The following is a 19,998-nucleotide window of genomic DNA, read 5'->3' on the forward strand; positions in this document are numbered from 1 at the left end:
TTTCTGCGGCGTCGCGGCATGACTCAGGGCGCGGCTTTCACGCGCGCCACCACGGTATCGGCAACCTGTCCCGCCGCGCGCTCCACGGTCAGGCGCTGATCGCCGCGCGCGATCACGAACTTCGCGGCGGCCACGTAGGGATTGAGCGCGATGGCCGCCCCCGCGCCCGGCGTCTTGTGGCTCGACTGCGCGTCGATCACCTGATAGAGCGGCGCGGGCGCGTGCGTCGCCAGATCGTCGACGGCCACCGCCAGCTGAACCTCGCTCGCGCCCGAGCCGAAGCCCACCATCGCGCGCCGCAAGCGGTCGCCCTCGTCCACCTGCAGGAACACGCCGCGCACGAGCCAGCCTTGTGCGGGCATGGGCGCGCCCGCCGCGAGTCGGCGCGCATCGACACCGGCGCGGCGCAGGTCGGCGACCAGCGTCGACGCCATCTCCTCGACGATGTCGCGCGCTTTCGCCTGCGGATCCTCGCCGCGCAGACGCGGCAAAGGCCGCGGCAGCAAACCGCCCGCGAGACGCCGCGCCTGATCGACGGGATTCTGATCGGTCGTGACGCTGGAGGCGTCGAGTTCGAAATCGCTTACGTAGACGAGCGGCGCGGTCGCGGGGACGGCGGACTGCACCGCTTCGGCAGTCGCCGGAGTTTGCGCGTAAGCGGGAGTTTGCGAGTCAACCACGCTCGCGCCGAACCACAGCGCGGCGAGCACAAAACGCCAGACAGAACGCCAGGTAGAACGCCGTGCGGACAGGCTCATCGGACACTCCGGCGATGGACGATGCGTCCATCATAGTCGCGGCGCGCGACGATTTCCTTCTGCGTGCCGGCCGTGCTCAGACGTTCGCTTTCTGCGCATCCGCGAGCAGTTCCTGAGCGAGCGTGACGGCCACCTCGCCCGCCGGCGACATTGTGCGCTCGGCCAGCACCACGAGCGCGATATCGAGCCCCATGCGCGGCGAATCGGCCACCTCGATGCGCTCGATCGTGCCCGCCGCCAGCTCGCGCCGCACCGACGACACCGTGCCGAACAGCAAGGCGTCGGTCTGCTCGACGAAGGACTTGAGCACCTGCAGATCGTTGCATTCGAGCTGCACGCCAATCGACTCGTGCGAGCGGATCTTCATGAGCCGATGCACGGCCGCGCGCATGAACGGCGGCAGCGGCACCGACACCAGCGGAAAGTCGCGCAGCACCGCCGTGCTCACCGCGCCGCGGCGCGTGAGCGGATGCCCGGCGCGCGCGAACCAGCCGCCGTCGTGCCGCTTGAGCGACTTGATGGCGAGCGCGGGATTGTCGGGCAGCACGCGCCGGTCGGTGACGAGAAAGTCGAGCTGTTCGGCCAGCAGCATCTCGACCATCTGCATGCCCTGATTCACCGACACTTTCATCTCGACCGCCGGATGACGGCGCGACAGCGCCACCAGCAGGTCGGGCATGAGCACCATCGTCGGATACGGCCCGAGGCCCATGCGCACCTCGCCCGCTTCGTGCGACTTGAGCAGTTCGACGTCGCGCGTCAGGCAACTGGCCTCGAACAGCACGCGCCGCGCGCGCTCCACCACCGCCTTGCCCGCCTGCGTGACCGCCACGCCGCGCACCGCGCGGTCGAACAGGCGTAGTCCGAGTTCCTCTTCGATCGCCTGGATGCTGCGGCTCAGCGCGGGCTGGCTCAGATGCACGCGCTCGGCCGCGCGCGCGAAGCTGCGCTCCTCCGCGAGCGCCACCACGTGGCTCAAGCGCCGGACACTCAGGTCATGCATGCCTTGCAAGCTCCCATCGGTGAGAATGCGTTTTTTGAATGTCCGAGCGTAGTCGCGAAACGCACCCGGCTCAAGCCGGATCCACCCTGAAGCTGCGCTTGCGCAGGCGTTCGTGCCTGCTTTCAGTCGTGCAACACGCCGAAGCGGCGCAGGTCGTGCTCGAGCGTGCCGGTATCGACGAACAAACAGGCGTGCAGCCCCGCGTCGAGCGCGCCTTGCACGTTCGCGTCGCTATCGTCGATGAAGAGGGTTTCGTGCGGCAGCGCGCCAAGATGCTCGACACAGCCGAGGTAGGTCCGCGCGGCGGGTTTGACCGCGCCGAATTGCGCCGAGCCATAGACGCGCCCGCCGAACAGACGCGCGACGGGCGGATTCAGTGCGTCGAGGTGATCGGTGACGAGACTGCCGTTGTTCGTCAGCACGGCGATGCGGCAGCGCTCGCCCGCGCGCGCGGCGAGCGCGAGCGTGGCGTCGTTGGGCGTGATCGACGCGCGCCGCGACGCCAGCCAGGTCGCGCGGTCCATTGCGCAGCCGAGCAGTTCGCCGAGCGCGCGCAGATAGGCGTCGGGCGCGAGTTCGCCGGCATCGGCGCGCGCTTCGAGGCCGGAATCCCAGATCGCGGCGCGCACCGCGTCGGGCGTCGTGCCGGTGAGCGCCGCGAGATGTGCCGCGCGCGCGTCGCGGTCGTAGTGCGAAAGCACGCCTTCCATGTCGAACAGGACCGTGCCGATGTTGCCGCTTTGCGCCGTCGTCGCTGTCGCCGACGTTTTCGTTGCCATGGGCCGCTCCCGCTTCGAGTCATCGCCGATGATAGCGCCGCGCCGGGCGCGCGCGTGCGCCGATTGCTGCGCTGCGTCGGCGGGCGCACGCAGCGCTTGCCTGCGCGTAGTCGCGTGGTTACGTGGCGGGGTCACGTGGTCGCGCCCCGAAAGCGCGCGCCGATTCCGGGTAAACTGAACCGATGGACAAATGCCGATACTGCGGAGAGCTGCGCGACGAGTGGGATTGCCACGGCGACGACTGCCGCCGCGCGATTTCGCAGGCGCTGCGCCGGCAGCGTCAGGGGTTGCCGATGGTGCCCAACGTCATCCGCAACGAGATTCCCGCCAACGCCAGCACGGGCGAGATCATCAGCGTGCTCTCGCGTCAGCGCATGCGTGCGCGGCGCGGCAACGAGGAGCGCCGCGAACGCAAGGCGCTCGATATCGCCGACGAAGCGGGTCGCGCGAACGCGCGCCAGACGCACGCCGAAAAGCCTTAAAGCCCGACGATCTCCTGGCGGTATTGCGCGCACACGCGCCGCACGGCGGCGAGTGCGTGCGGCACCGGCAACGCCGCCATCGCGCGAAAGAAACCGTCGTGCCGCACGGGCGAACAGCTTCGCACTGCTCAGGCAACTCGCGCGGCGCGGGCGTGGCCGCGTTGCCGTCGCATCTGTGCGAGGACGACGTCGCGCGAGACACGCTGATCGAAGTGAAAACAGGCGGCGAAGCGGCTGCGGAAACCGGCCTCTTTATCGTCTATCCGTCGCGACGCGATATGAGCGCACGCGTGCGCGCGTTCGCTCACCATCTCGCGGAAACGCTCGAAGCGCACGCAGTCGTCTGATTGCGGGCGGTGTCGCCGTGTTTTCCACGCTCGTTCACCTCGCGCCTCAAGCCGCACCGCCCCGCGATGCGGCATGTCCAGCCCCGGCGCTTCGCAATGCGCCGCGACCAGCGGCGGCGCGCGGCCCGGCGGACGCACGATCGCGTAATCGTTGGTCTGCGCCTCCACACTGGTGCCGGGACGATCGCCCGCCAGCCAGTCCGCGGGCAGTGCCGCGCGAATGCGGTTGCGCCCCGGCGGACTCGCGACCATCCAACGTTCGTGTTGCTCGCGCGACGGCTGGCGCAGCACATCGCCGAGCAGAATCGCCCGCACCGATCGCACGACCGCGCGCGGTAACGCCCACGGCAAGGTCACAAAGGCCCCACCGCCGCCCCCGACAATCGGGCCCAATCGAGCAAAAACCCCCGATCTGGCCTAAACTGGCGCCCTCGCAGGCGCGCTGTGCGCCGCTTCATTCCCGGATTCACCCCAGATTCACCAGGCTCGACACACCATGTTTTCGCTCACCGACTCCCTTCCCGCCGACAAACCCGCGCTCTACGCCACGCTAGCCGCCCAGGCGCGCGCGCTGATCGAAGGCGAAACCGACGCGATCGCGAACGCGGCGAACTTCTCGTCGCTGGTCTACCACTCGCTCGACGGGCTGAACTGGGCCGGTTTCTACTTCTTCGACGGCAAGGAACTCGTGGTCGGCCCGTTCCAGGGCAAGCCCGCCTGCGTGCGCATTCCGCTCGGCAAGGGCGTGTGCGGCACGGCGGCGCAGACGCGCGAGACCCAGCTCGTGCCCGACGTGCACGCGTTCGCGGGCCACATCGCCTGCGATTCGGCTTCGCAATCGGAAATCGTGGTGCCGCTCGTGGCGGCGGACGGCACGCTGATCGGCGTATGGGACGTGGACAGCCCGCACCTCGCGCGTTTCGACGACGAAGACGCCAAGGGCATGGCCGAACTGTGCCGCGTGTTCATCGAATTCGGCTGGACGCGCGCCGCGCGCTAAACGCTGCGCTTTTCTCGCGCGTTTTCCCCACGCGTTTACCCGCGCGGATATCTCATCAGGATGACGAAGTATTTGCGCCTGCCTCGGCGCCCGACTTCAGAAAGTCGACGAAAGCGCGCAGCGGCGCGGGCGGATGCCGCCGCCCCGGGTAGTAGAGAAACGGCCCGGAAAACTGCGGCCACCAGTCCTCGAGCAGCGGCACCAGCGCGCCGCTCGCGAAATGCGGCTTGAGCATGTCCTCGAACATCGCGACCACGCCCGCCCCGCGCAGCGCCATTTCGATCGCCAGATCGAGCGCCGCCGCGGGCTTCACCACCAGCGGCCCCGGCGGATCGAGACGCACCGTCTCGCCGTCGCGCTGATACTCCCAGATCGCCATCGCCCCGCCCGAAAACTGCACGCGCAGACAGGCGTGGTCGAGCAGATCGCGCGGATGCGCGGGCACGCCGCGCGCAGCCAGATAATCCGGCGACGCACCCGTGGCGAAGCGCTGCACGGACGGCCCGATCGGAATCGCGATCATGTCCTGCTCGAGCCGCTCGTCGTAGCGAATGCCCGCGTGGCAGCCCGCCTGCAACACGTCGACGAAACCGTCTTCCACCACTACTTCCACGCGAATCTCGGGATAGGCGCGCGCGAAGCCCGCAAGAATCGGCGGCAGCACGCTGCGCGCGACGTTGGCCGGCACGTTCAGCCGCAGCACGCCCGCAGGCCGGTCGCGATAGCCGTTGAGCACGTCGAGCGCGGCCTTCATCTCGGCGAACAGCGGCGTGATGGTGTCGAGCAGACTTTGCCCCGCCTCGGTCGGCGCGACGCTGCGCGTCGTGCGGTTCAGCAGCCGCAGACCCAGCCGGGTTTCGAGCCGCCGCACCGCCGTGCTCAGACTCGACGGCGAGACGCCGCCGGCGCGCGCGGCGTCGCGGAAACCGCCCGCGCGCGCCACGGCGACGAAGGCGGCCAGATCGTTCATTTCGAGGGCCGGATGGCCTTGCGGTCGGGTTTCGCGCGTCATGATGAGGTCGAATCGGGTCGAATCGGGTCGAATCGGGTCGAGAAAAGCGGAATGCGGCGCAGACAGTTTGATGGGGGCGCCCATGCGCCATTGTGCAAAATTTTGCACAACCCGTGCGGATCTGACGGGATTATCCACCAACGCGACTCAGTCCATACTGGCGCCATCCCTTTTCCAGGAGAACGCCATGACCCAGCCGACCACCCCGCAGACCAGCCAGCAGACCACCCCGAGCCGCACCTTCGAATTCGCCGGCCGCACGGTCAACCGCATGGGCTACGGCGCCATGCAGCTCGCCGGCCCCGGCGTGTTCGGGCCGCCCAAGGACCGCGCGGAGGCCGTCGCGGTGCTGCGCGAGGCGCTGGAACGCGGCGTGAACCACATCGACACGAGCGACTTCTATGGCCCGCACGTGACGAACCAGATCATCCGCGAGGCGCTGCATCCGTATCCCGCCGGCCTCACGATCGTCACCAAGGTCGGCGCCGTGCGCGACGACCAGGGCGGCTGGCTGCCCGCGCACGATCCCGACGACATCGAGCGCGCCGTGCACGACAATCTGCGCAATCTGGCGCTCGATGCGATCGACGTCGTGAACCTGCGCATCATGGGCGACGTGCACAAGCCCGCCGAAGGCCCGGTCGAACCGCAGATGGAAAGGCTCGCGCGCCTGCGCGAGCGCGGCCTCGTGCGTCATATCGGCCTGTCGAACGCGACCGCGAAACAGGTCGCCGACGCCGAGCGCATCGCGCCCATCGTCTGCGTGCAGGGCGAACAGCAATCCCTTAGTCTCCCCTAGACCCACCAGCAAGGTGGGAAGAAACGAAGGCTCATGTCCTGGCGCCCCCGATGCTCCCCCGCGTTCCCCTACGGATTGTTGGCAACGCGTGGTGAAGCCGGGTGTACCGTAATCGCACCAGGAGAAGCCTCAAATGAACAGCACGCAACGCGCAAATGCGCGCCCTTTGAAAGTAACTGATGCCTCGCTCAAGACGCTTCGGCCGGGCGATAGACCCCATAAGCTTTCTGTCGGCGACGGACTGTACCTGCTCGTATCAACTGCCGGCAGCAAGACGTGGAACATGGCCTACCGGTTTGGTGGCCGTCAACGAACGTTGAAAATCGGGTTATTCCCCTACGTGAATCTCGCCGAAGCTCGCTTGCTCGCATATGAGGCACGTAAGCTGCTTGCCGTCGGCATAGATCCGGTTGCCGCTCGCGAAAAAGAACGGCTGATGAACGTTCAGGCACACGCGGAGACGCTCGGTGCGTTATGCGCTGAATGGTTAGAACATCGCCGAGGCAGCGTTGCCGAGTACACCTTCGGTCAGTCCAAAACATGGCTCGAGCGATACGTCGTCGGTCGTGACATCGGCAGACTCCCTGTTGCAGAGGTTACCGCAGCGCACGTTCACCACTTGGTCAGGGACGTCGGTAACGGCAGCATTCGCACAGGCTTCGAGCGGCAGAACGGAAGCACGTATGTTGCGGGCAAACTCAAGCAGTTGCTCGGACAGGTATTCCGCTATGCAATCAGCTCGGGGCGCGCGCAAAACAATCCCGCTACGATGATCGCCCTGGGCGATGCGGTTAAGCCCAGGAAAGTCCGGCACAACAAAGCCCTGCCGCCCTCCCAGATGTGTACATTGCTCGGTCGAATCGACAGAGAGAACAGGATGCTAGTCACGCGAACGCTTGCGGCGACGATACTACTAACCGCATGCCGTACCGGAGAGGCGTTACAGGCACGTTGGGGGGAATTTGACTTCGAGAATGCACTCTGGAATATTCCGGCTTTCCGGATGAAAAACAAACAGCCACACTGTTTTCCACTGTCCGCCCAACTGGCTGCTCGGTTACTGGTACTTCGCTCGATTTCACAAAACACGAATGCCGAAGATTACGTCTTTTATAGTTCGAAGGCCAAGGTACTTCCCCACCTTTCACGCGGCGCAGTTAACGCAATCTTCGCCAAAATGGGCCTAAATGAAGAAAGCAACAGTTGGTTCCGCGCGCATGGCGCCCGCGGGTCGATCGCGGTATGGGCTTACGAAAGTGGCCGGTGGCGTTCCGAGGCCATTGAATGCTATCTAAGCCATATCGAGCGCAACAAAGTCAAATTGGCCTACACCAATGCGACGAAGTATCTTTCTGAGCGCCGCGATCTTGCGCAGCGATGGGCCGATCTTATCGATCCACTAACAGCAACGGGCAACACCAGACTGAGTGCGGCCTAAGCTCCGTCGCGGAATTTATGTGGATTGCGCTCGAAGCGAAGAAACGCGGGTCCGGGTCGGGTTCTCATTGTAGGCGCTCAGCCCCCCGTATGGGATTGATCAATGTGACGCCGCGCAGTTACCCCTGATCTACTGGTTGGCCATCGAAAAATGGCGCACTCTCGCAACGCTGGTCTCATACGGACGCGCTGAACACCACCCTACGCAAGCAGATTCTCAATCCAAACTACCGATCTACCACGAGCAGTGCACAATGTGAAGAACGACCTCTGCTTCGCTCGTGTAAATGCGATAAAGAACGGATTCAATTCCTACATGCGATCGGGCGTCAAGCTCCACCACGTCGGGTTGTCGAGCCCGTAGAAGATGACCGTATGGAACTCGAGACCCTTGCTCTTGTGAATTGTCATAAGGGAGACCTGGCCTAGTCCTTCGACCTCATCCAGCCCCTGCGTCCAGGTGTCACTATTGCCAAGGCATTCTTGTAGAAGAGTAACAAGTCCGACAATGACCCTGTCGAAATCCGCCTGGCGTTGATAAGAGGCGAATGTTCGGCGCAGAGTCTCCACAAACAAAGGTCTCAAGGCGCTGCTGCGATCGCTGTAGCGCGCGATCATCTACTGGATCGACAGCCTCCAAAAACTGGAGATCTCTTAAGGCGGCGTTCCAGTGCTCCGGACTTCTCATTGTCGTAGCGAGACGCATCAGTCGAAGGAATATCTGCGTCAGATCTTCACCAAGAAGATCCAGGATTGCAATGCCCCCACGCGGTGTTACGAAGACGAAGACCGTATGCCTCGAAATCTGCCGACATACTCTCCTCGACCGCGTCTGCCCGCTGCCCGCTGCCCGCTGCCGCACAAGAATAACCGATTAAATTCATGCAATTCAAGAAACTCGCTGTAATCCCGCCTGCTCGGCATCACAACGCGATAGTCCGCTGGCGGGCGACACTGCGCGGGTATTGCCGCACGAAACCGGTCGACAAGACTCTTTGCAAAGGCATCAAAAGTATAAGAGTCGAAGCGACGTGCCCGATCGGGCGTGCAGCGCTTCACAACCCGATCGGCAAGTTTCTTAGCTGCGTCGCGTTTGAAACTGATTGCGAGAATGCGCTTGGGAGCGGCACAGATACCAGTCTGAAGCAGATAGCTCGCTTTCTGCGCGAGAAATTCTGTCTTACCTGTACCTGCCCCGCTGTGACGAGGGCGTTGCGCTCGGTCTCACGTATTGCCCCCCGCGCCCGCCCCTCGAGCTCGTCCACTCCCAGTGGGCGCCAATCCTCCGGCAGCACGAGAGTCATGGCTGGTTATCCTCAAAGCCTAACGCACTGGCCAACGCATCGAGCAACGCGCTCAATTCTGGAGGAGCATCAGGAGCGATGTCCTCGTCCTCAATCCGAGTAAGCGCGGCGATGTGAGTCTGAGGATTGCTACGATCCAGAAACAGATAGGGATACCACTTGAATCCCTCGTCATACTCCGGCGCGTACAACCCGGATGGCCGCTAGTCTTAAGCGACGTGGCTTTCTTCTCGTCGATCGCTGCAGCGCTTGCCCGTGGTCCGCGACCTCCGACCCGTGGCTGTTGGTAAACATCCAGAAACGCGCGCAGCATAGCAAAATCGATGTCGAGCGGGAACGAGAAGAACACACTTTCTCTTTTAGCTGCAATACAGGAGTAGCCTCCGTGTCGGCTTGATGCAGCTGCCCCCACTTCATGGAGAGCCGCTCCATCACAAACCGCGCAGGCTGCTCAGCCTCGAACTGTTGCTGAATACCTTCCGGGGCTTGGGCGCTGTGGCCCTGGAACGCCTGCAACCACCTTACTGCTTGCCACAAACGTCCATTTAGCAATGCCGCGACTTGACCAAGAGCGTCGCGAGCTGCCGGGACATAAATGAATTGTCTCGAGCCGCGCTCCGTTGCCTGGACACGACGGCACTCGCCCCATTCGAATGCCTCGTCAAGCGTCGTGATCCACCTGATCTCCTCCTCAACACTACCCTCCGGCGTTCCGTCGTCGGCCCATGTGACCTGAAGCCTAATTCGCGCCTTAAGCGGCGCGTCAGGCGCAGATGCTGCCATCTGGAGAAAGAAGTTCTGCATATTCAATTTGCATAGTTACGGCATCACCACGCTTGCCAATCTCACCGTTCGCATTCCGCGCCGACGCCGGTGGCGGAAGGTCGTGCGGCGTCTCGGCGCAGCTAGCGCCGCAATTGATCGCCAAACAACGACTGCCTGGCCTTTCATTTATCTTATTCAGTAATTTTTCCTGCTGGGGTTACTATGGTCGGCTACTTGCGCCGAGTGTGGCAAAATCGTGCTCCTAGGGAACCGCTGTCTATCGCCATGCGCATGCTTAGTGAAAAATCCGACCAAAGTTCAAACGGGCGCAGCGGACGCCAGGACGAAGTGATTGCACGCTTCTTCTATGGCAAAGCTGTTACGGTGGTTGGCCGGATCGGCACGGGCATTACGAGACTTGGTGATCTCGATGTAGCCCCAAACGCGCCGGAAGTGCATGCTCTAGTCCTTTCATCCCGAAGCAGCGTCAATCGGGAGTTGCGTGAGAACGTGATGCGCGCGGCAGAAGGCGATGCGATCTTCGTTTATTGTTCCTCCCGCTCACAGTTCGAACGGCTGTTACGCCTGATTCGTTCCTGACGCGAGCATCCGCTGACGCAACGTCGGCAGTACTCAAACTCCTCTGCCCAGAAGACTAAGCATCCACCCAGATGCCGCGCAACTCCTTGGCTCCGCGGCTCAGACTTTTCTCGTTTTTTAACGTTGGCTATCCCGGCGGGAGCGCGTCCCCGTCCTGACCAGGTTGCTCCCCCGGTATTTCGGCGGCAACGATTGGTGGGGACGCCTGTTTGCCCCTCCCCGCCGGGCGACTCCCCGAGGACCTCGTGTACGGTCAACCCATGTTCCGCGACCTTCGCACGAACGGCCGCAGGTACCTCCGCGATCTCCGAAGCCCATGCGACTGCGGCTTCTTCCTCAAGCTCTGCAATTTGCGCCTTGAGTCGCCGGTAAGTTGCCACCACACCCTCCTTACAAGGAATTCCTTCACATTGCGCCGTGACCGAAGGTGCTGACAATATGTCTGACTCAAACAGCCGCCCGCGCGTTACGCGGCGCGTAAGATATCAAGACATCCAGACGACGGGCCTATTCATGCTCACCGAAAGCGAATTGCGCGAGCGCCTGACGAACCTTCTGCAGCGGGCAGAGTACATTTGGTCGCGAAGTCAAGCGCGTATTGATACCCTCACAACGGCAACGCAGGTCCTTCCCGAGCTGCACCCGGATGAATATCTGCGAATGGTGAAGGGCGCTACAGACGACGCGACGATGGCAGCATTAGGCTATCACCGGAGCTTGCCATTCCTCGAAACTGCTATCTCGCTCTTGGAGAGTTTGGCTCAACCGTCCCCATCTACTGAAGAAATATGGCGTGGACAGTTGCTGTTCAGGCTCGACGAAGTGTTGAAGACCGCCGCGAACCTTATTGTCGAGGGCGAAGAGTACCTTGCTAGCAGCGAGCGCATCGACGTATAGATTCCGCCAATCTCGCTGTGGTGCCATCAGCGGACGCTTGGATCGACGATTACTGCGACCAGTACACCGTCACCCGGCTATGCCAGATTCTGTGCGTTTCGCGCAGCGGATATTGCCAGTGGCGCGTTCGAGCACAGGCGAACGCGGCCCTTGATGCGGAAGCAGCCGCCATCCACCACAAGCATCGTGGCACGTATGGCCGCCAGCGTATCGTGCGGCAATTGCGAGTCCAAGGTCCAGCGGCGAGCGAAGAGCGCGTGCGGCGTAGCTTGCAGCGCCAAGGCTTGCGCCCGCTCTACAGGCGCGCCTATCGGGTCACAGCCTTCCCGTAGCGCCGAACCTGCTCGATCGTCGTTTCGATGGCTGGCAATGTCCGAACGCATCGAGGCCGAGCTGGTTTGCCAGGCACTGCGCAGCGCGTGCTGGCAACGCAAACCGGCGCGAGGACTGCTGTTACATTCCGACAGAGGGGCCCAGTATGCAAGCCGGGCATACCAAAAGCTGGCCGCCGGCTTCAAGGCAACGATCTCCATGAGCCGTCGTGCCAATGCGTGGCACAACGCCCCGATGGAAAGCTTCTTCAAGACCCTGAAAGTCGAAAGAATCTATCAGGTTCACTACGAAACGCGAGCGCAGGCTCGTCTGGATATCGTCGACTGGATCGAGGGCTATTACAATCGAGGGCGCCTGCGCACCTCGATAGGGTTTCTTACTCCCGTCGACTTCGAGGCCGCGTTGATCGCTGCATGATCTGCTGTACGTGGAAATGAGGCAGGGTCACGCTTCGAGTGGAAGCAAAATTGTCACTTCGGCGACTCAGAACGCCGTACCGTCGAACCGGCACCGGTGACACATTTTTTGCGCACTACGGTTGCTTCCGTACTTTTCGCCATGGTATGGGCCGCGCCAATAGGCGGCTGCTTCGCCTATTGCACCGGTGGCGTTGCTCTCGCGCTGCCGTGGACCGGGATTGTGGGAATCGGCATGAGAAGCCTAGTCGCAGTTAGTTCGCCGGGCGAGTTCGCGATGGGTGTGGTGGCCTACATTGCCGTTGTGCTTGCGGTCGCGAAATGGTCGCCTGTAGGCCCTAGTGTTCGTGTCCTGATCGTTGCCGTGGTAGCCGGCGGCGCCGCTGGTTCGTTAGTGACAGCGATCGTGAACGGCCTCGAGCATGGGCAGTGCACTCTCATGTAGGAGAGAACAGCGCTGCACATTGGCAACCTGAATTTCCGAAGGGCGAAAACTAGCAGGCTGTTGAAATATCTTCCGCGCACGTCATCCGCGCGGGACGCGTAAACGTTGAAACGAAGAGTCAGACAACACTGAGGCTGAGGCAATGCGCGGAGCGGACGGCTACACCGAGTCGATGTTCACGATGTCCCGGCTGGATGACTTCGTTCCGGCCAATCACCCGTTGCGACCGATTCGGCAATGGTTGAACGATGCGCTCACTCGCATGGACCCAGTCTTTTCGCGCATGTACGAGAGCGACGCGAAGGGCGGACGCCCAAGTATCGCGCCGGAGAAGTTGATTCGCGCACTGCTGTTGCAAGTGCTGTATTCGATTCGCAGCGAACGCATGCTGATGGAGCAAATCTCCTACAACATGTTGTTCCGCTGGTTCGTCGGACTGGCAATGGACGATGTGGTTTGGGACCACTCCACCTTCAGTAAGAACCGCGACCAACTCATGGCCCATGATGTCATGGTCAGTCTGTTCAATGAGACGGTCGAGACTGCGCGCGTACGTGGCCACCTGTCGGGCGAGCATTTCAGCGTCGACGGCACACTCATTCAGGCCTGGGCCGGACACAAGAGCTTTGTGCCGAAGACGAAGTCGGATGACGACTCGCCGCCTAACGGCGGTGCTGCCTCTCACGAGAACTGGCATGGCGAGAAGCGTAGCAACGACACGCATGAGTCCAGCACGGACAGCGCGATGCTTTGCTACACGGGGCACGTGCTGACTGATAACCGGCACGGCCTCGTGGTGAACGCACAGGTGACGCAGGCGAATGACACAGCCGAGCGCAATACAGCAGCCGGAATGCTTGCGGACGCCGCGCAATTCGCCGATACATTGATTACGGTCGGTGCTGACAAGAACTACGACACGGCACGGTCGGCTTCGTTGCAACGTACCGCGCACACGGCGTGACGCCACATGTTGCGCAAAACAATGGCCGCGCGGGTGGCTCCGCCATCGACGCACGCACAACGCGCTGGGCCGGCTATGCCATCAGTCAGCGCGAATGCATTGAGCAGGTTTTTGGCTGGAGCAAGACGGTTGGCAGGATTCGGCAGGCGATGTTTCGGGGCCTGCAACGAGTTGACCAGCTCTTCCTGTTGACTCAGGCGGCCTACAACCTGACTCGCATGCGCACGCTCGCCGCGCAAGCGGCATAGGAGCAACTGGCAGCGAGGACAATGGCATTTTCTCCACCAGAATGAAAGGCTTCGAGCATTAAATCGACATCAACCAAACCGGTGCAGAGACTCGACGAAATTGAGTGCTCAACGCCGGCAAGGTGTTTTTCAACAGTCTGCTAGACGCCTTCGATGCCAGAGGAGGGCATTCGCGATCGCGTGACCACAGAATCAAATCGCTCATTTCAGCACCTTCGTCGCCACGCTCAGCGTTTGAACCGTTGACCAAGTGATTATCGCCCCAGGAATCCGTTATTTTCCAGCGTCTCAGTCACGATCCGCATCAGTTCTTGTGCTGGATAAGGTTTGTCCAGCACAGCAACGAACAATTCCGGGTGTTGCCTCGCGGACGCTCCTTGTGCAGCGCTGGAAAGGATGACAGGAACGTGCATGACAGCGTGGTCTGCCTTGATCGCGCGCGCAAGCTCCAAACCCGTCATCAATGGCATCATGTAGTCCGTGATGACGAGGTCCGGAACAATACGTACGATAAGCTCAAGCGCTTCGGCTCCATTGCGAGCGCTATGGACGACGTATCCCGCGTCCTCCAGAAAAAAGGACAGGAAATCCGTGATCAAGGTCTCGTCGTCAACTACTACTATGGTCGCCATTGCGGCTCACTCCCGTTACCTGCCGTCAGCAGACGGCACGCAGCCCTTCCAGCGACATTTTAATTTTCGGGGGTGCCTGATGTAGCGATGCCACGATCCCCGAGCGTTCCGTGAATGGCATCCGGGATGATGAGCTTCGTGATTGTCGGAGCGAATGCACTGTCCCTGATCTTGATAACTTTCATGCCAGGATACAGCGCGTCACCCGCTTCCTCAAGCTGCATGCCAATGACATTGTCGAACAGGCTCAGCATTTCTGGCGGCGCCGAATTCAGTGCCGTCGCGGTCAGCTCCCTCGTTTCCCATGTACACAGCGTCGTAACGTCCAGAACGCGTAACTGGTTCGTCAATGCAGCAAGAAATTCGGTGAAGCGAGGACGCTCAACACTCGCCCTTTCGAAACCCGCAAGCCCATCTATGACGAGCCTGCGCATTCCGCGTGCCCGAACTGCATCAAGCAACTGGTACGCCAGTTTGTCGATGACGTTCTCGGTCAACGGGTTCCACAAAACAGCCACCGCACCTGAGGCGATAAGCGTCTCCAGTTCTATCCCCAGAGCCTTTGCCTTACTGGCAAGACGCGCAGGGCTCTCGTAGAAGCCAAAGTGCAGCGCTGGTGCTTCAGGCGTCGCCAACCGTAGAAAATTGAGACCAAAACTGGTCTTGCCACTTCCACCCGGACCCACCACGGCCGTAGCGGAGTTTGCGGGCAGGCCGCCGTGTACTCGCAGGTCAAGCTCGCCGACACCACTAGAGACCCGGTCCTGCGGAGCACGGTCCTGACCAACAGGTCGACCATACAGGGATTCGAGCCGCGGATAGACCGTGACCCCCTGATTGGAAATCTCATAGTGATGGAGACCTCCAAGCGAGGCACTTCCGCGCGATTTGGTTATCCGCAGCCGTCGTACGGTACGCGAGCCGAACAATTCCTCCTCTAGTTGAACCACACCATCGACCATCGTGTGCTCCGGGCTTGATTCGTCGATGCGCGCGCTGGTCAGAAACAGGACCGTGCAGCCACTGAACGACGCATGCCCCTGCAGTTCCGCGACAAAGGCCTTCACGTCGAGTGAGCTATGCGTGCTTTCGCGCGCGTTGAGCAGCCCATCCAGGATGAGCATCGAGGCCCCCTGGCGCGCCATCTCCTTGCGGAGCAGCTCAACCAGCGCGCTCAGACCGTCGACGCGAAGCGTTCGGAACAGACTCAGATACGTTATTTCCTTACCAACGAGCTCAGCATCGTAGAAGTCAAGTATCGCGAGTGACTGAAAGAGGCGATCGTGGGACTCAGCGAGGAGCGTGATGTAGAGAATTTTGCTTCCCGCACGAGCCTGCGCGAAGGCAATCTGGTTTGCCAGGATCGTCTTGCCGGCACCCGGTCGCCCCTGGAGGATATACGCGGAACCAGCAATCAACCCGCCGCCCAGAATTGGGTCAAGTCCGGGCACATCGCTCTTCAGGCGAGTCAGGTCATGGTGCATCGCGTTTAGATTCCGACGTATTGGTGGTTGCCGAGGGGGCGGCAGAAAGGGGCAGCAATTTCCGCAGTTTCAGGGGAAACAGAGAACGGGCGATCATCCACGCGCAACTGTATCCAAACACGATTATGCGCCAAACACGCTCTCCATCGCCACCGATGGGTGCAGGCGCACTACGGCGATGTAGGCCACAGCCAGCGCCTCACCGGCGAGACCCACGGCTGTCCTCGCCAATCGACGCGCCGTACATGAACCGGTTCGAAGCCACCCTATGACACACGGCTTTGCGACGTAACAATAGAAACGGACGGCACTGCCTTGAGGTCGTAATCCATCAGGACGCGCGCCCTCGCGCAGCGACGAGGGCGCGCCACCCCGGGATCACCATACACACCCAAGGCTTTCCAGATCGGCCACCCTCTTAGCGATGCGCGGCCCGACGTCCGACGGTGACATCTTCGGCGGACCCAATTACGAATCCCTATTCCCGTTTTTGCATGCGACGTGGCTGTTGAAATGCCTACCAGCAACCGGGCAGACCAATTGCCGCCAGAATGCTTCTAGCTTCGGCGAAGCCGCTTTCAGGATGGCGCTCAAAGACCCGGTTGAATTCTTCGACGAGCGGTCGGGTACGCTCCGGCACAGGAGCGTCGTGCCCCAGCAACAAGGCGGTTTGTCCAAATTTAACCGGTCCAGCCTTTATCAGCGCGCGCAGCGCGGCATTCGCGCTACCGCGCCCGAACAACTCCATTCCATATGTTCGGATCATGGCGCGTACGATCGATTCCGCAGCAGGCGTAAGAGGCGGCATTGTTTCGATCAAGCGCAGATGCGGTGAGCGCACATCAGGCGCGGTGAATCGTTCGATACCGTCGATGTCTGCTTCGAGACGTTGCACTGGCAGATCGACGCTGAAGAGCATAAGCCGTATACGTTCATAAGGCGAGTCGTTGTCGGGAAAGGTGACTGCGATGTCTGTCATTCTATATTCCTCGAAGCGGAGGTCAGATGGTTCCGCAGGAACAGAGATCCAGAAGGGACGACCGTCGAATCCGCAGGTATTCGTCTCGCGTCAAGCCATAAATCGCTGACGGAAGCCAGGTCTGTCGAACATGTCGGTCCGGAACGACTGAGCATAACCGGATCTGCGCTTCGGGAAACGCCAGTGCCTGCGCCCCGCGTTTCCGCTGTGGCTCGTGTCGGTCCGGATGCCGTCCGGCAAGCTCTGGCAGACTCGCCCCCGCACTTCACCGCGAGGGCGGCTGCGAGGCCGTGCGGTTGCGTAGCCATTCAGCCAGCGCGTCCCGGATCCTCAATTTCCTTCGCACGACTACCCGGCGCGAGAGACATTCCCGGATCCAGGCCAACGGCGTTTCCGGCAGTCTTCCTGCCGCGGTGCACGTCGCACGGTTGAAGTGCGTCAAGGAACGTTTTGCCCTTTCCGGTCAGGTAGGCGCGCCGTGCACCTTTGCCGCAATGCTGCAGCATCACCAGTTGGCGCTCGAGAAGCGCATCGAGTTCGGCGCGGTTCATGTCGAGCTGGTCCGGCGCCTGGCGAACCAGCATCAGGGTCGCGAATTCGTGTGGACTAAGCATTTGCTTCTCCCAGGAAACAGGAGCCCGCGTGCACTTGCCCCTGCAAAAAATAAAAAGTAGCGCAAGCCATACGCGGACTGGATAACGGCGCGATGCGGTCCGTTCAACCGAGGAACTGTGCGGGCGAACCCCTGTCGCTTCAGCAGCCCGCATTGATGGTGCGTATCGCGTACTCGACTGTCTGCCGGTGCGCCTCGTCCGCGCTTGCCCAGTGCTGGGCGTAGCACCGAGGAGCCGGTCGGCGACCGTCTGCTCCGCACTCCGGATGCGGACGATCGCTACGTCCACGTTCCGGCCAGCGGGAGGCAGCGCAGTGCCAACCCGGGAAGACGCGCGTCTCGATCATGAAGCCCTTCCAGCTATGGCTGCGTTCGTTGTCGATAGATACCTCCGCGTGGCGGGTCACGCAGCGCGGGCCGAGCGGACCACGTCGCATAACCGGAACTGCCTCTGCGCGTTCGTCTAACCGACCCTCACTTCAATGCGGCGCGGTTTTGCCGCGTCACGACGGGGAATGGTGAGCTTGAGCACACCATCGTTCAGTTGTGCGTCGATGCGCGACACGTCGAAATCGGGGCTGAGTGTGAACGCGCGCCAGAAGTGCGGGTGGCGCACTTCCCCATGTTGGAGGCGCAGCCCTGGTGGGGTTGAAATCACCGCTTCCGCCTCGATGCTCAGGCTGCCGTCCTGCACGCGCACGTCGAGCTTTTCGCGCGAGACGCCCGGCAGGTCTGCGTAGAGCGTGATGCCGTGGGTATCCTCGAAGATATCGACTGCAGGTGCCATCCGGGTAAGCTGCTTCGCATGTCGTGCACCTTCGCGCGAAGCAAGGTCGGTGTGAGGCTCCCGGGTAGTGAGTTCAGTGCTGTCGTTCATGATGTCCTCCGTGCTTTCTCGTGCTTCTTTCTATCGCGTCACTGGACGGCGATGGCTCGCGGCTTCGACGCTTCGGACCGTCCGACGCTCACCGTCAGACAACCGTTCACATAGCGCGCACTGACCTTGTCGGGATCCGCGTGCGGCGGCAGTTCGATCACGCGCCGGAACGCTCCCATGAAGCGTTCGCGAGCGTACACGCGCGTTTCGTCGCCACTTCCCGTCGCGGGAGGCCTGCGTTCGCCGCTGATCGTGAGCAGCCCCTTGTCTATCGAGACGTCGATCGACGCCGGATCGAGTCCTGGCGCGAACGCGACGATCTCTACGCTGTCGTCGGTACTGCCAACGTTGACGGGAGGAAAGGTTTCGCTGCGCGTAGCGCGCAGGCTTGCGGGAAAGCCCGCGACGGCGCTAGCTATCTGCCGTTGCAGGCGGTCGAATTCGCCCAGCAGATCGGTAGTGAAGAAAAGATCGCTCATGACTGGCTCCTTGAAACCGGGGCCTCTCACGAAGAACGAACTGGTCCACGCGCTCCAGTCCGTCTGCCGTGGGGACACCCGCTGACAAACAAATCGAAACACGCAGCGCTTGATCGCGACTGCCTGAGCGATGCCTAAAATAGCGCATATGATGGAAATTTCAAGAGGCCCTGCAACAACACAACCGGAAGGCATCATGGACCTTTTCGACACGCTTCAGGCGCAGATCGACACCGTGCGTCTGCCGCTGTTCGCTGTCACCGTCACGGCGGCAGCACAGGTGAATACGCCGCTCATCGCAATACTCCACTGGCACGGATTCAAGCGTGCGACACCGTTGGTACTGCCCGGCATAGAGATCCCGCCCCGCCCGGTTCCAGCGTCAGCCGTTCAGCTCCATGCGCCATGGCACAATTTTGAGAGTGTGGATGCTTTGCTGCTGGATGCAGCGTGGCAATCTGGTGCATGGGATGTCGAGCGCACGGAACGGCGCGGGTGCAACGTGATCGGTGCCGGCGCTGCGGAGGCGCTCGCCTGTCGTCTGGCATTTGGCGACTACGGGGTGGACAGCGCGCATGACCCACAGCTCCTCGATGACGAAACCGATCGCGGCGAGCTGATTCAACTCGCCGCGCGCAAAGGCTACGTGCGCTGGCTGTTCCGGCCGGTAAAGGGCGGCCTGTGGCGTACGCTCGAAGCCCCGGACGACACGCTTGACGCCGATGGCGGACGCCAGCCACCCTGCCCCGTGCTGCCTGAGCCGCGTCGCCCTGATGGGCGTGGCCGCACGGTTTATCGCCTCGGCGCTGTCCATCGCATCTTGCTGACTCGCTGAAACAATTTGTTACAAATAGCCGTTTTGACACCCCTTGAAGGACGTGACCGCCGCCTCTATTTCGCTATCCGCCAGACACACTGGCTCGGCTGCTCCGAGGCGTCCCCACACGCTTCGGTAACAGCAGCCGGATTCCCTTATTGGTAATCTTTAATCGCTCAGGAGATGAGAATGCAGATTCGTCCCCTCTACGACCGGGTTATCGTCAAGCGAATCGAGACGCAGCGGACGACGGCCTCGGGCATCGTGATTCCCGATTCGGCGGCAGAAAAGCCCGAACAGGGTGAAATTGTCGCGGTCGGCAGCGGCCGGCTGCTGCAGGATGGCACGCTGCGCCCGCTCCAGCTCGAAGTCGGCGACCGGGTGCTCTTCGGAAAGTACGCAGGCCAGACCGTCAAGGTCGATGGCGAGGAACTGCTCGTCATGCGCGAGGAAGACGTCATGGGCGTCCTCGAGGCCGACGCGGGCACCACCCGCAAGGCCGCCTGAAATCCCGACGCGGTCGCGAAC

21 protein-coding genes and 4 pseudogenes are annotated in these 19,998 nt (G+C 62.0%); 12 read left to right on the top strand and 13 right to left on the bottom strand.

What is annotated here, in order from left to right:
* Positions 1 to 23: 23 nt before the first annotated feature.
* The 3 genes from G5S35_RS36915 to G5S35_RS36925 all read right to left on the bottom strand — a co-directional run bounded on the left by G5S35_RS36915 (position 24) and on the right by G5S35_RS36925 (position 2,540).
* On the bottom strand, positions 24 to 758 hold the full coding sequence (locus G5S35_RS36915) for a DUF4410 domain-containing protein (protein ID WP_176080260.1): 735 nt from the start codon (positions 756 to 758) through the stop codon (positions 24 to 26).
* A gap of 76 nt (positions 759 to 834) precedes the next feature.
* Positions 835 to 1,761 (bottom strand): LysR family transcriptional regulator, encoded by a 927-nt coding sequence (locus G5S35_RS36920; RefSeq protein WP_124261295.1) that lies wholly within the window; start codon positions 1,759 to 1,761, stop codon positions 835 to 837.
* 122 nt (positions 1,762 to 1,883) lie between these two features.
* The gene (locus tag G5S35_RS36925) at positions 1,884 to 2,540 is read right to left on the bottom strand and encodes an HAD family hydrolase (protein WP_183040280.1); all 657 of its coding nucleotides are present in this window, start codon (positions 2,538 to 2,540) and stop codon (positions 1,884 to 1,886) included.
* A 182-nt stretch (positions 2,541 to 2,722) separates the two neighbouring features.
* Between G5S35_RS36925 and G5S35_RS36930 the strand changes: the two genes are divergently transcribed.
* Together G5S35_RS36930 and G5S35_RS40385 are read left to right on the top strand one after the other, a co-directional pair.
* Complete coding sequence (locus tag G5S35_RS36930) at positions 2,723 to 3,022, top strand: hypothetical protein (protein WP_183040281.1); 300 nt, start codon at positions 2,723 to 2,725, stop codon at positions 3,020 to 3,022.
* Positions 3,023 to 3,174: 152 nt separating this feature from the next.
* Complete coding sequence (locus tag G5S35_RS40385; protein ID WP_420874560.1) at positions 3,175 to 3,369, top strand: LysR substrate-binding domain-containing protein; 195 nt, start codon at positions 3,175 to 3,177, stop codon at positions 3,367 to 3,369.
* Between the two features lie 165 nt (positions 3,370 to 3,534).
* Here the strand turns inward: G5S35_RS40385 and G5S35_RS40450 are convergent.
* Positions 3,535 to 3,726, bottom strand: a pseudogene (locus tag G5S35_RS40450) (hypothetical protein); the annotation flags it as partial.
* A gap of 139 nt (positions 3,727 to 3,865) precedes the next feature.
* On the opposite strand from G5S35_RS40450, the gene G5S35_RS36940 reads away from it, so the two are divergent.
* Positions 3,866 to 4,369, top strand: a complete 504-nt coding sequence (locus tag G5S35_RS36940) for a GAF domain-containing protein (RefSeq protein WP_065059121.1) — start codon at positions 3,866 to 3,868, stop codon at positions 4,367 to 4,369.
* Between the two features lie 55 nt (positions 4,370 to 4,424).
* Here the strand turns inward: G5S35_RS36940 and G5S35_RS36945 are convergent, their stop codons facing one another.
* Positions 4,425 to 5,381, bottom strand: coding sequence for a LysR family transcriptional regulator (locus G5S35_RS36945; protein ID WP_183040282.1), 957 nt, complete (start codon positions 5,379 to 5,381; stop codon positions 4,425 to 4,427).
* 187 nt (positions 5,382 to 5,568) lie between these two features.
* On the opposite strand from G5S35_RS36945, the pseudogene G5S35_RS36950 reads away from it, so the two are divergent.
* A pseudogene (locus G5S35_RS36950) lies at positions 5,569 to 6,150 on the top strand (oxidoreductase); the annotation flags it as partial.
* Positions 6,151 to 6,313: 163 nt separating this feature from the next.
* Complete coding sequence (locus G5S35_RS36955; RefSeq protein ID WP_183040284.1) at positions 6,314 to 7,618, top strand: tyrosine-type recombinase/integrase; 1,305 nt, start codon at positions 6,314 to 6,316, stop codon at positions 7,616 to 7,618.
* 311 nt (positions 7,619 to 7,929) lie between these two features.
* Here G5S35_RS36955 and G5S35_RS39335 read toward each other — a convergent pair whose 3' ends face one another.
* Both G5S35_RS39335 and G5S35_RS36965 read right to left on the bottom strand, forming a co-directional pair.
* Entirely contained in the window at positions 7,930 to 8,028 is a 99-nt protein-coding gene (locus G5S35_RS39335; RefSeq protein ID WP_202035041.1) for a 3'-5' exonuclease, read from the bottom strand.
* A gap of 363 nt (positions 8,029 to 8,391) precedes the next feature.
* Positions 8,392 to 8,766 (bottom strand): DEAD/DEAH box helicase family protein, encoded by a 375-nt coding sequence (locus tag G5S35_RS36965; RefSeq protein ID WP_237181953.1) that lies wholly within the window; start codon positions 8,764 to 8,766, stop codon positions 8,392 to 8,394.
* A 966-nt stretch (positions 8,767 to 9,732) separates the two neighbouring features.
* Between G5S35_RS36965 and G5S35_RS39840 the strand changes: the two genes are divergently transcribed.
* The 5 genes and pseudogenes from G5S35_RS39840 (at position 9,733) to G5S35_RS36995 (ending at position 13,589) form a co-directional block, all read left to right on the top strand.
* On the top strand, positions 9,733 to 9,888 hold the full coding sequence (locus tag G5S35_RS39840; protein ID WP_420874555.1) for a phage integrase family protein: 156 nt from the start codon (positions 9,733 to 9,735) through the stop codon (positions 9,886 to 9,888).
* An 89-nt stretch (positions 9,889 to 9,977) separates the two neighbouring features.
* On the top strand, positions 9,978 to 10,286 hold the full coding sequence (locus G5S35_RS36975; RefSeq protein WP_183040703.1) for a hypothetical protein: 309 nt from the start codon (positions 9,978 to 9,980) through the stop codon (positions 10,284 to 10,286).
* 513 nt (positions 10,287 to 10,799) lie between these two features.
* Entirely contained in the window at positions 10,800 to 11,183 is a 384-nt protein-coding gene (locus G5S35_RS36985) for a hypothetical protein (RefSeq protein WP_183040286.1), read from the top strand.
* Positions 11,184 to 11,218: 35 nt separating this feature from the next.
* Positions 11,219 to 11,933 (top strand): annotated as a pseudogene (locus G5S35_RS36990) (IS3 family transposase); the annotation flags it as partial.
* 586 nt (positions 11,934 to 12,519) lie between these two features.
* Positions 12,520 to 13,589: pseudogene (locus G5S35_RS36995) on the top strand (IS5 family transposase).
* A 254-nt stretch (positions 13,590 to 13,843) separates the two neighbouring features.
* Here G5S35_RS36995 and G5S35_RS37000 read toward each other — a convergent pair.
* The 6 genes from G5S35_RS37000 to G5S35_RS37025 form a co-directional block, all read right to left on the bottom strand.
* Complete coding sequence (locus G5S35_RS37000; RefSeq protein WP_183040287.1) at positions 13,844 to 14,221, bottom strand: response regulator; 378 nt, start codon at positions 14,219 to 14,221, stop codon at positions 13,844 to 13,846.
* 59 nt (positions 14,222 to 14,280) lie between these two features.
* On the bottom strand, positions 14,281 to 15,705 hold the full coding sequence (locus G5S35_RS37005; RefSeq protein ID WP_183040288.1) for an RAD55 family ATPase: 1,425 nt from the start codon (positions 15,703 to 15,705) through the stop codon (positions 14,281 to 14,283).
* A 517-nt stretch (positions 15,706 to 16,222) separates the two neighbouring features.
* A complete protein-coding gene (locus G5S35_RS37010) occupies positions 16,223 to 16,684 on the bottom strand; it encodes a hypothetical protein (protein WP_183040289.1) in 462 nt (153 codons plus the stop codon).
* 308 nt (positions 16,685 to 16,992) lie between these two features.
* Positions 16,993 to 17,298, bottom strand: coding sequence for a hypothetical protein (locus tag G5S35_RS39845; protein ID WP_237181866.1), 306 nt, complete (start codon positions 17,296 to 17,298; stop codon positions 16,993 to 16,995).
* A gap of 462 nt (positions 17,299 to 17,760) precedes the next feature.
* Positions 17,761 to 18,174: an Hsp20/alpha crystallin family protein gene (locus G5S35_RS37020; RefSeq protein ID WP_183040290.1), complete on the bottom strand. Its 414-nt coding sequence runs from the start codon at positions 18,172 to 18,174 to the stop codon at positions 17,761 to 17,763.
* A gap of 38 nt (positions 18,175 to 18,212) precedes the next feature.
* On the bottom strand, positions 18,213 to 18,653 hold the full coding sequence (locus G5S35_RS37025; RefSeq protein ID WP_110329279.1) for an Hsp20/alpha crystallin family protein: 441 nt from the start codon (positions 18,651 to 18,653) through the stop codon (positions 18,213 to 18,215).
* Positions 18,654 to 18,849: 196 nt separating this feature from the next.
* Between G5S35_RS37025 and G5S35_RS37030 the strand changes: the two genes are divergently transcribed.
* Entirely contained in the window at positions 18,850 to 19,488 is a 639-nt protein-coding gene (locus G5S35_RS37030) for a diguanylate cyclase (RefSeq protein WP_183040291.1), read from the top strand.
* 171 nt (positions 19,489 to 19,659) lie between these two features.
* On the top strand, positions 19,660 to 19,977 hold the full coding sequence (locus G5S35_RS37035) for a co-chaperone GroES (protein ID WP_074987544.1): 318 nt from the start codon (positions 19,660 to 19,662) through the stop codon (positions 19,975 to 19,977).
* The last annotated feature ends 21 nt before the right edge of the window (positions 19,978 to 19,998 follow it).

The sequence above is a fragment of the Paraburkholderia tropica genome, assembly GCF_014171495.1.
In the GTDB taxonomy this organism is placed as follows: Bacteria; Pseudomonadota; Gammaproteobacteria; order Burkholderiales; family Burkholderiaceae; genus Paraburkholderia; species Paraburkholderia tropica.

What these genes read in the sequence shown, in the direction of transcription:
- G5S35_RS36940 (WP_065059121.1), top strand. Translation starts at nt 3,866, where the DNA reads ATGTTTTCGCTCACCGACTCCCTTCCCGCCGACAAACCCGCGCTCTAC.
- G5S35_RS37035 (WP_074987544.1), top strand. Translation starts at nt 19,660, where the DNA reads ATGCAGATTCGTCCCCTCTACGACCGGGTTATCGTCAAGCGAATCGAG.
- G5S35_RS39845 (WP_237181866.1), bottom strand. Translation starts at nt 17,298, where the DNA reads ATGCTTAGTCCACACGAATTCGCGACCCTGATGCTGGTTCGCCAGGCG.
- G5S35_RS36955 (WP_183040284.1), top strand. Translation starts at nt 6,314, where the DNA reads ATGAACAGCACGCAACGCGCAAATGCGCGCCCTTTGAAAGTAACTGAT.
- G5S35_RS36945 (WP_183040282.1), bottom strand. Translation starts at nt 5,381, where the DNA reads ATGACGCGCGAAACCCGACCGCAAGGCCATCCGGCCCTCGAAATGAAC.
- G5S35_RS36975 (WP_183040703.1), top strand. Translation starts at nt 9,978, where the DNA reads ATGCTTAGTGAAAAATCCGACCAAAGTTCAAACGGGCGCAGCGGACGC.
- G5S35_RS37000 (WP_183040287.1), bottom strand. Translation starts at nt 14,221, where the DNA reads ATGGCGACCATAGTAGTAGTTGACGACGAGACCTTGATCACGGATTTC.
- G5S35_RS37010 (WP_183040289.1), bottom strand. Translation starts at nt 16,684, where the DNA reads ATGACAGACATCGCAGTCACCTTTCCCGACAACGACTCGCCTTATGAA.
- G5S35_RS36985 (WP_183040286.1), top strand. Translation starts at nt 10,800, where the DNA reads ATGCTCACCGAAAGCGAATTGCGCGAGCGCCTGACGAACCTTCTGCAG.
- G5S35_RS36925 (WP_183040280.1), bottom strand. Translation starts at nt 2,540, where the DNA reads ATGGCAACGAAAACGTCGGCGACAGCGACGACGGCGCAAAGCGGCAAC.
- G5S35_RS39335 (WP_202035041.1), bottom strand. Translation starts at nt 8,028, where the DNA reads ATGACAATTCACAAGAGCAAGGGTCTCGAGTTCCATACGGTCATCTTC.
- G5S35_RS37020 (WP_183040290.1), bottom strand. Translation starts at nt 18,174, where the DNA reads ATGAACGACAGCACTGAACTCACTACCCGGGAGCCTCACACCGACCTT.
- G5S35_RS37005 (WP_183040288.1), bottom strand. Translation starts at nt 15,705, where the DNA reads ATGCACCATGACCTGACTCGCCTGAAGAGCGATGTGCCCGGACTTGAC.
- G5S35_RS37030 (WP_183040291.1), top strand. Translation starts at nt 18,850, where the DNA reads ATGGACCTTTTCGACACGCTTCAGGCGCAGATCGACACCGTGCGTCTG.
- G5S35_RS36915 (WP_176080260.1), bottom strand. Translation starts at nt 758, where the DNA reads ATGAGCCTGTCCGCACGGCGTTCTACCTGGCGTTCTGTCTGGCGTTTT.
- G5S35_RS37025 (WP_110329279.1), bottom strand. Translation starts at nt 18,653, where the DNA reads ATGAGCGATCTTTTCTTCACTACCGATCTGCTGGGCGAATTCGACCGC.
- G5S35_RS36930 (WP_183040281.1), top strand. Translation starts at nt 2,723, where the DNA reads ATGGACAAATGCCGATACTGCGGAGAGCTGCGCGACGAGTGGGATTGC.
- G5S35_RS36920 (WP_124261295.1), bottom strand. Translation starts at nt 1,761, where the DNA reads ATGCATGACCTGAGTGTCCGGCGCTTGAGCCACGTGGTGGCGCTCGCG.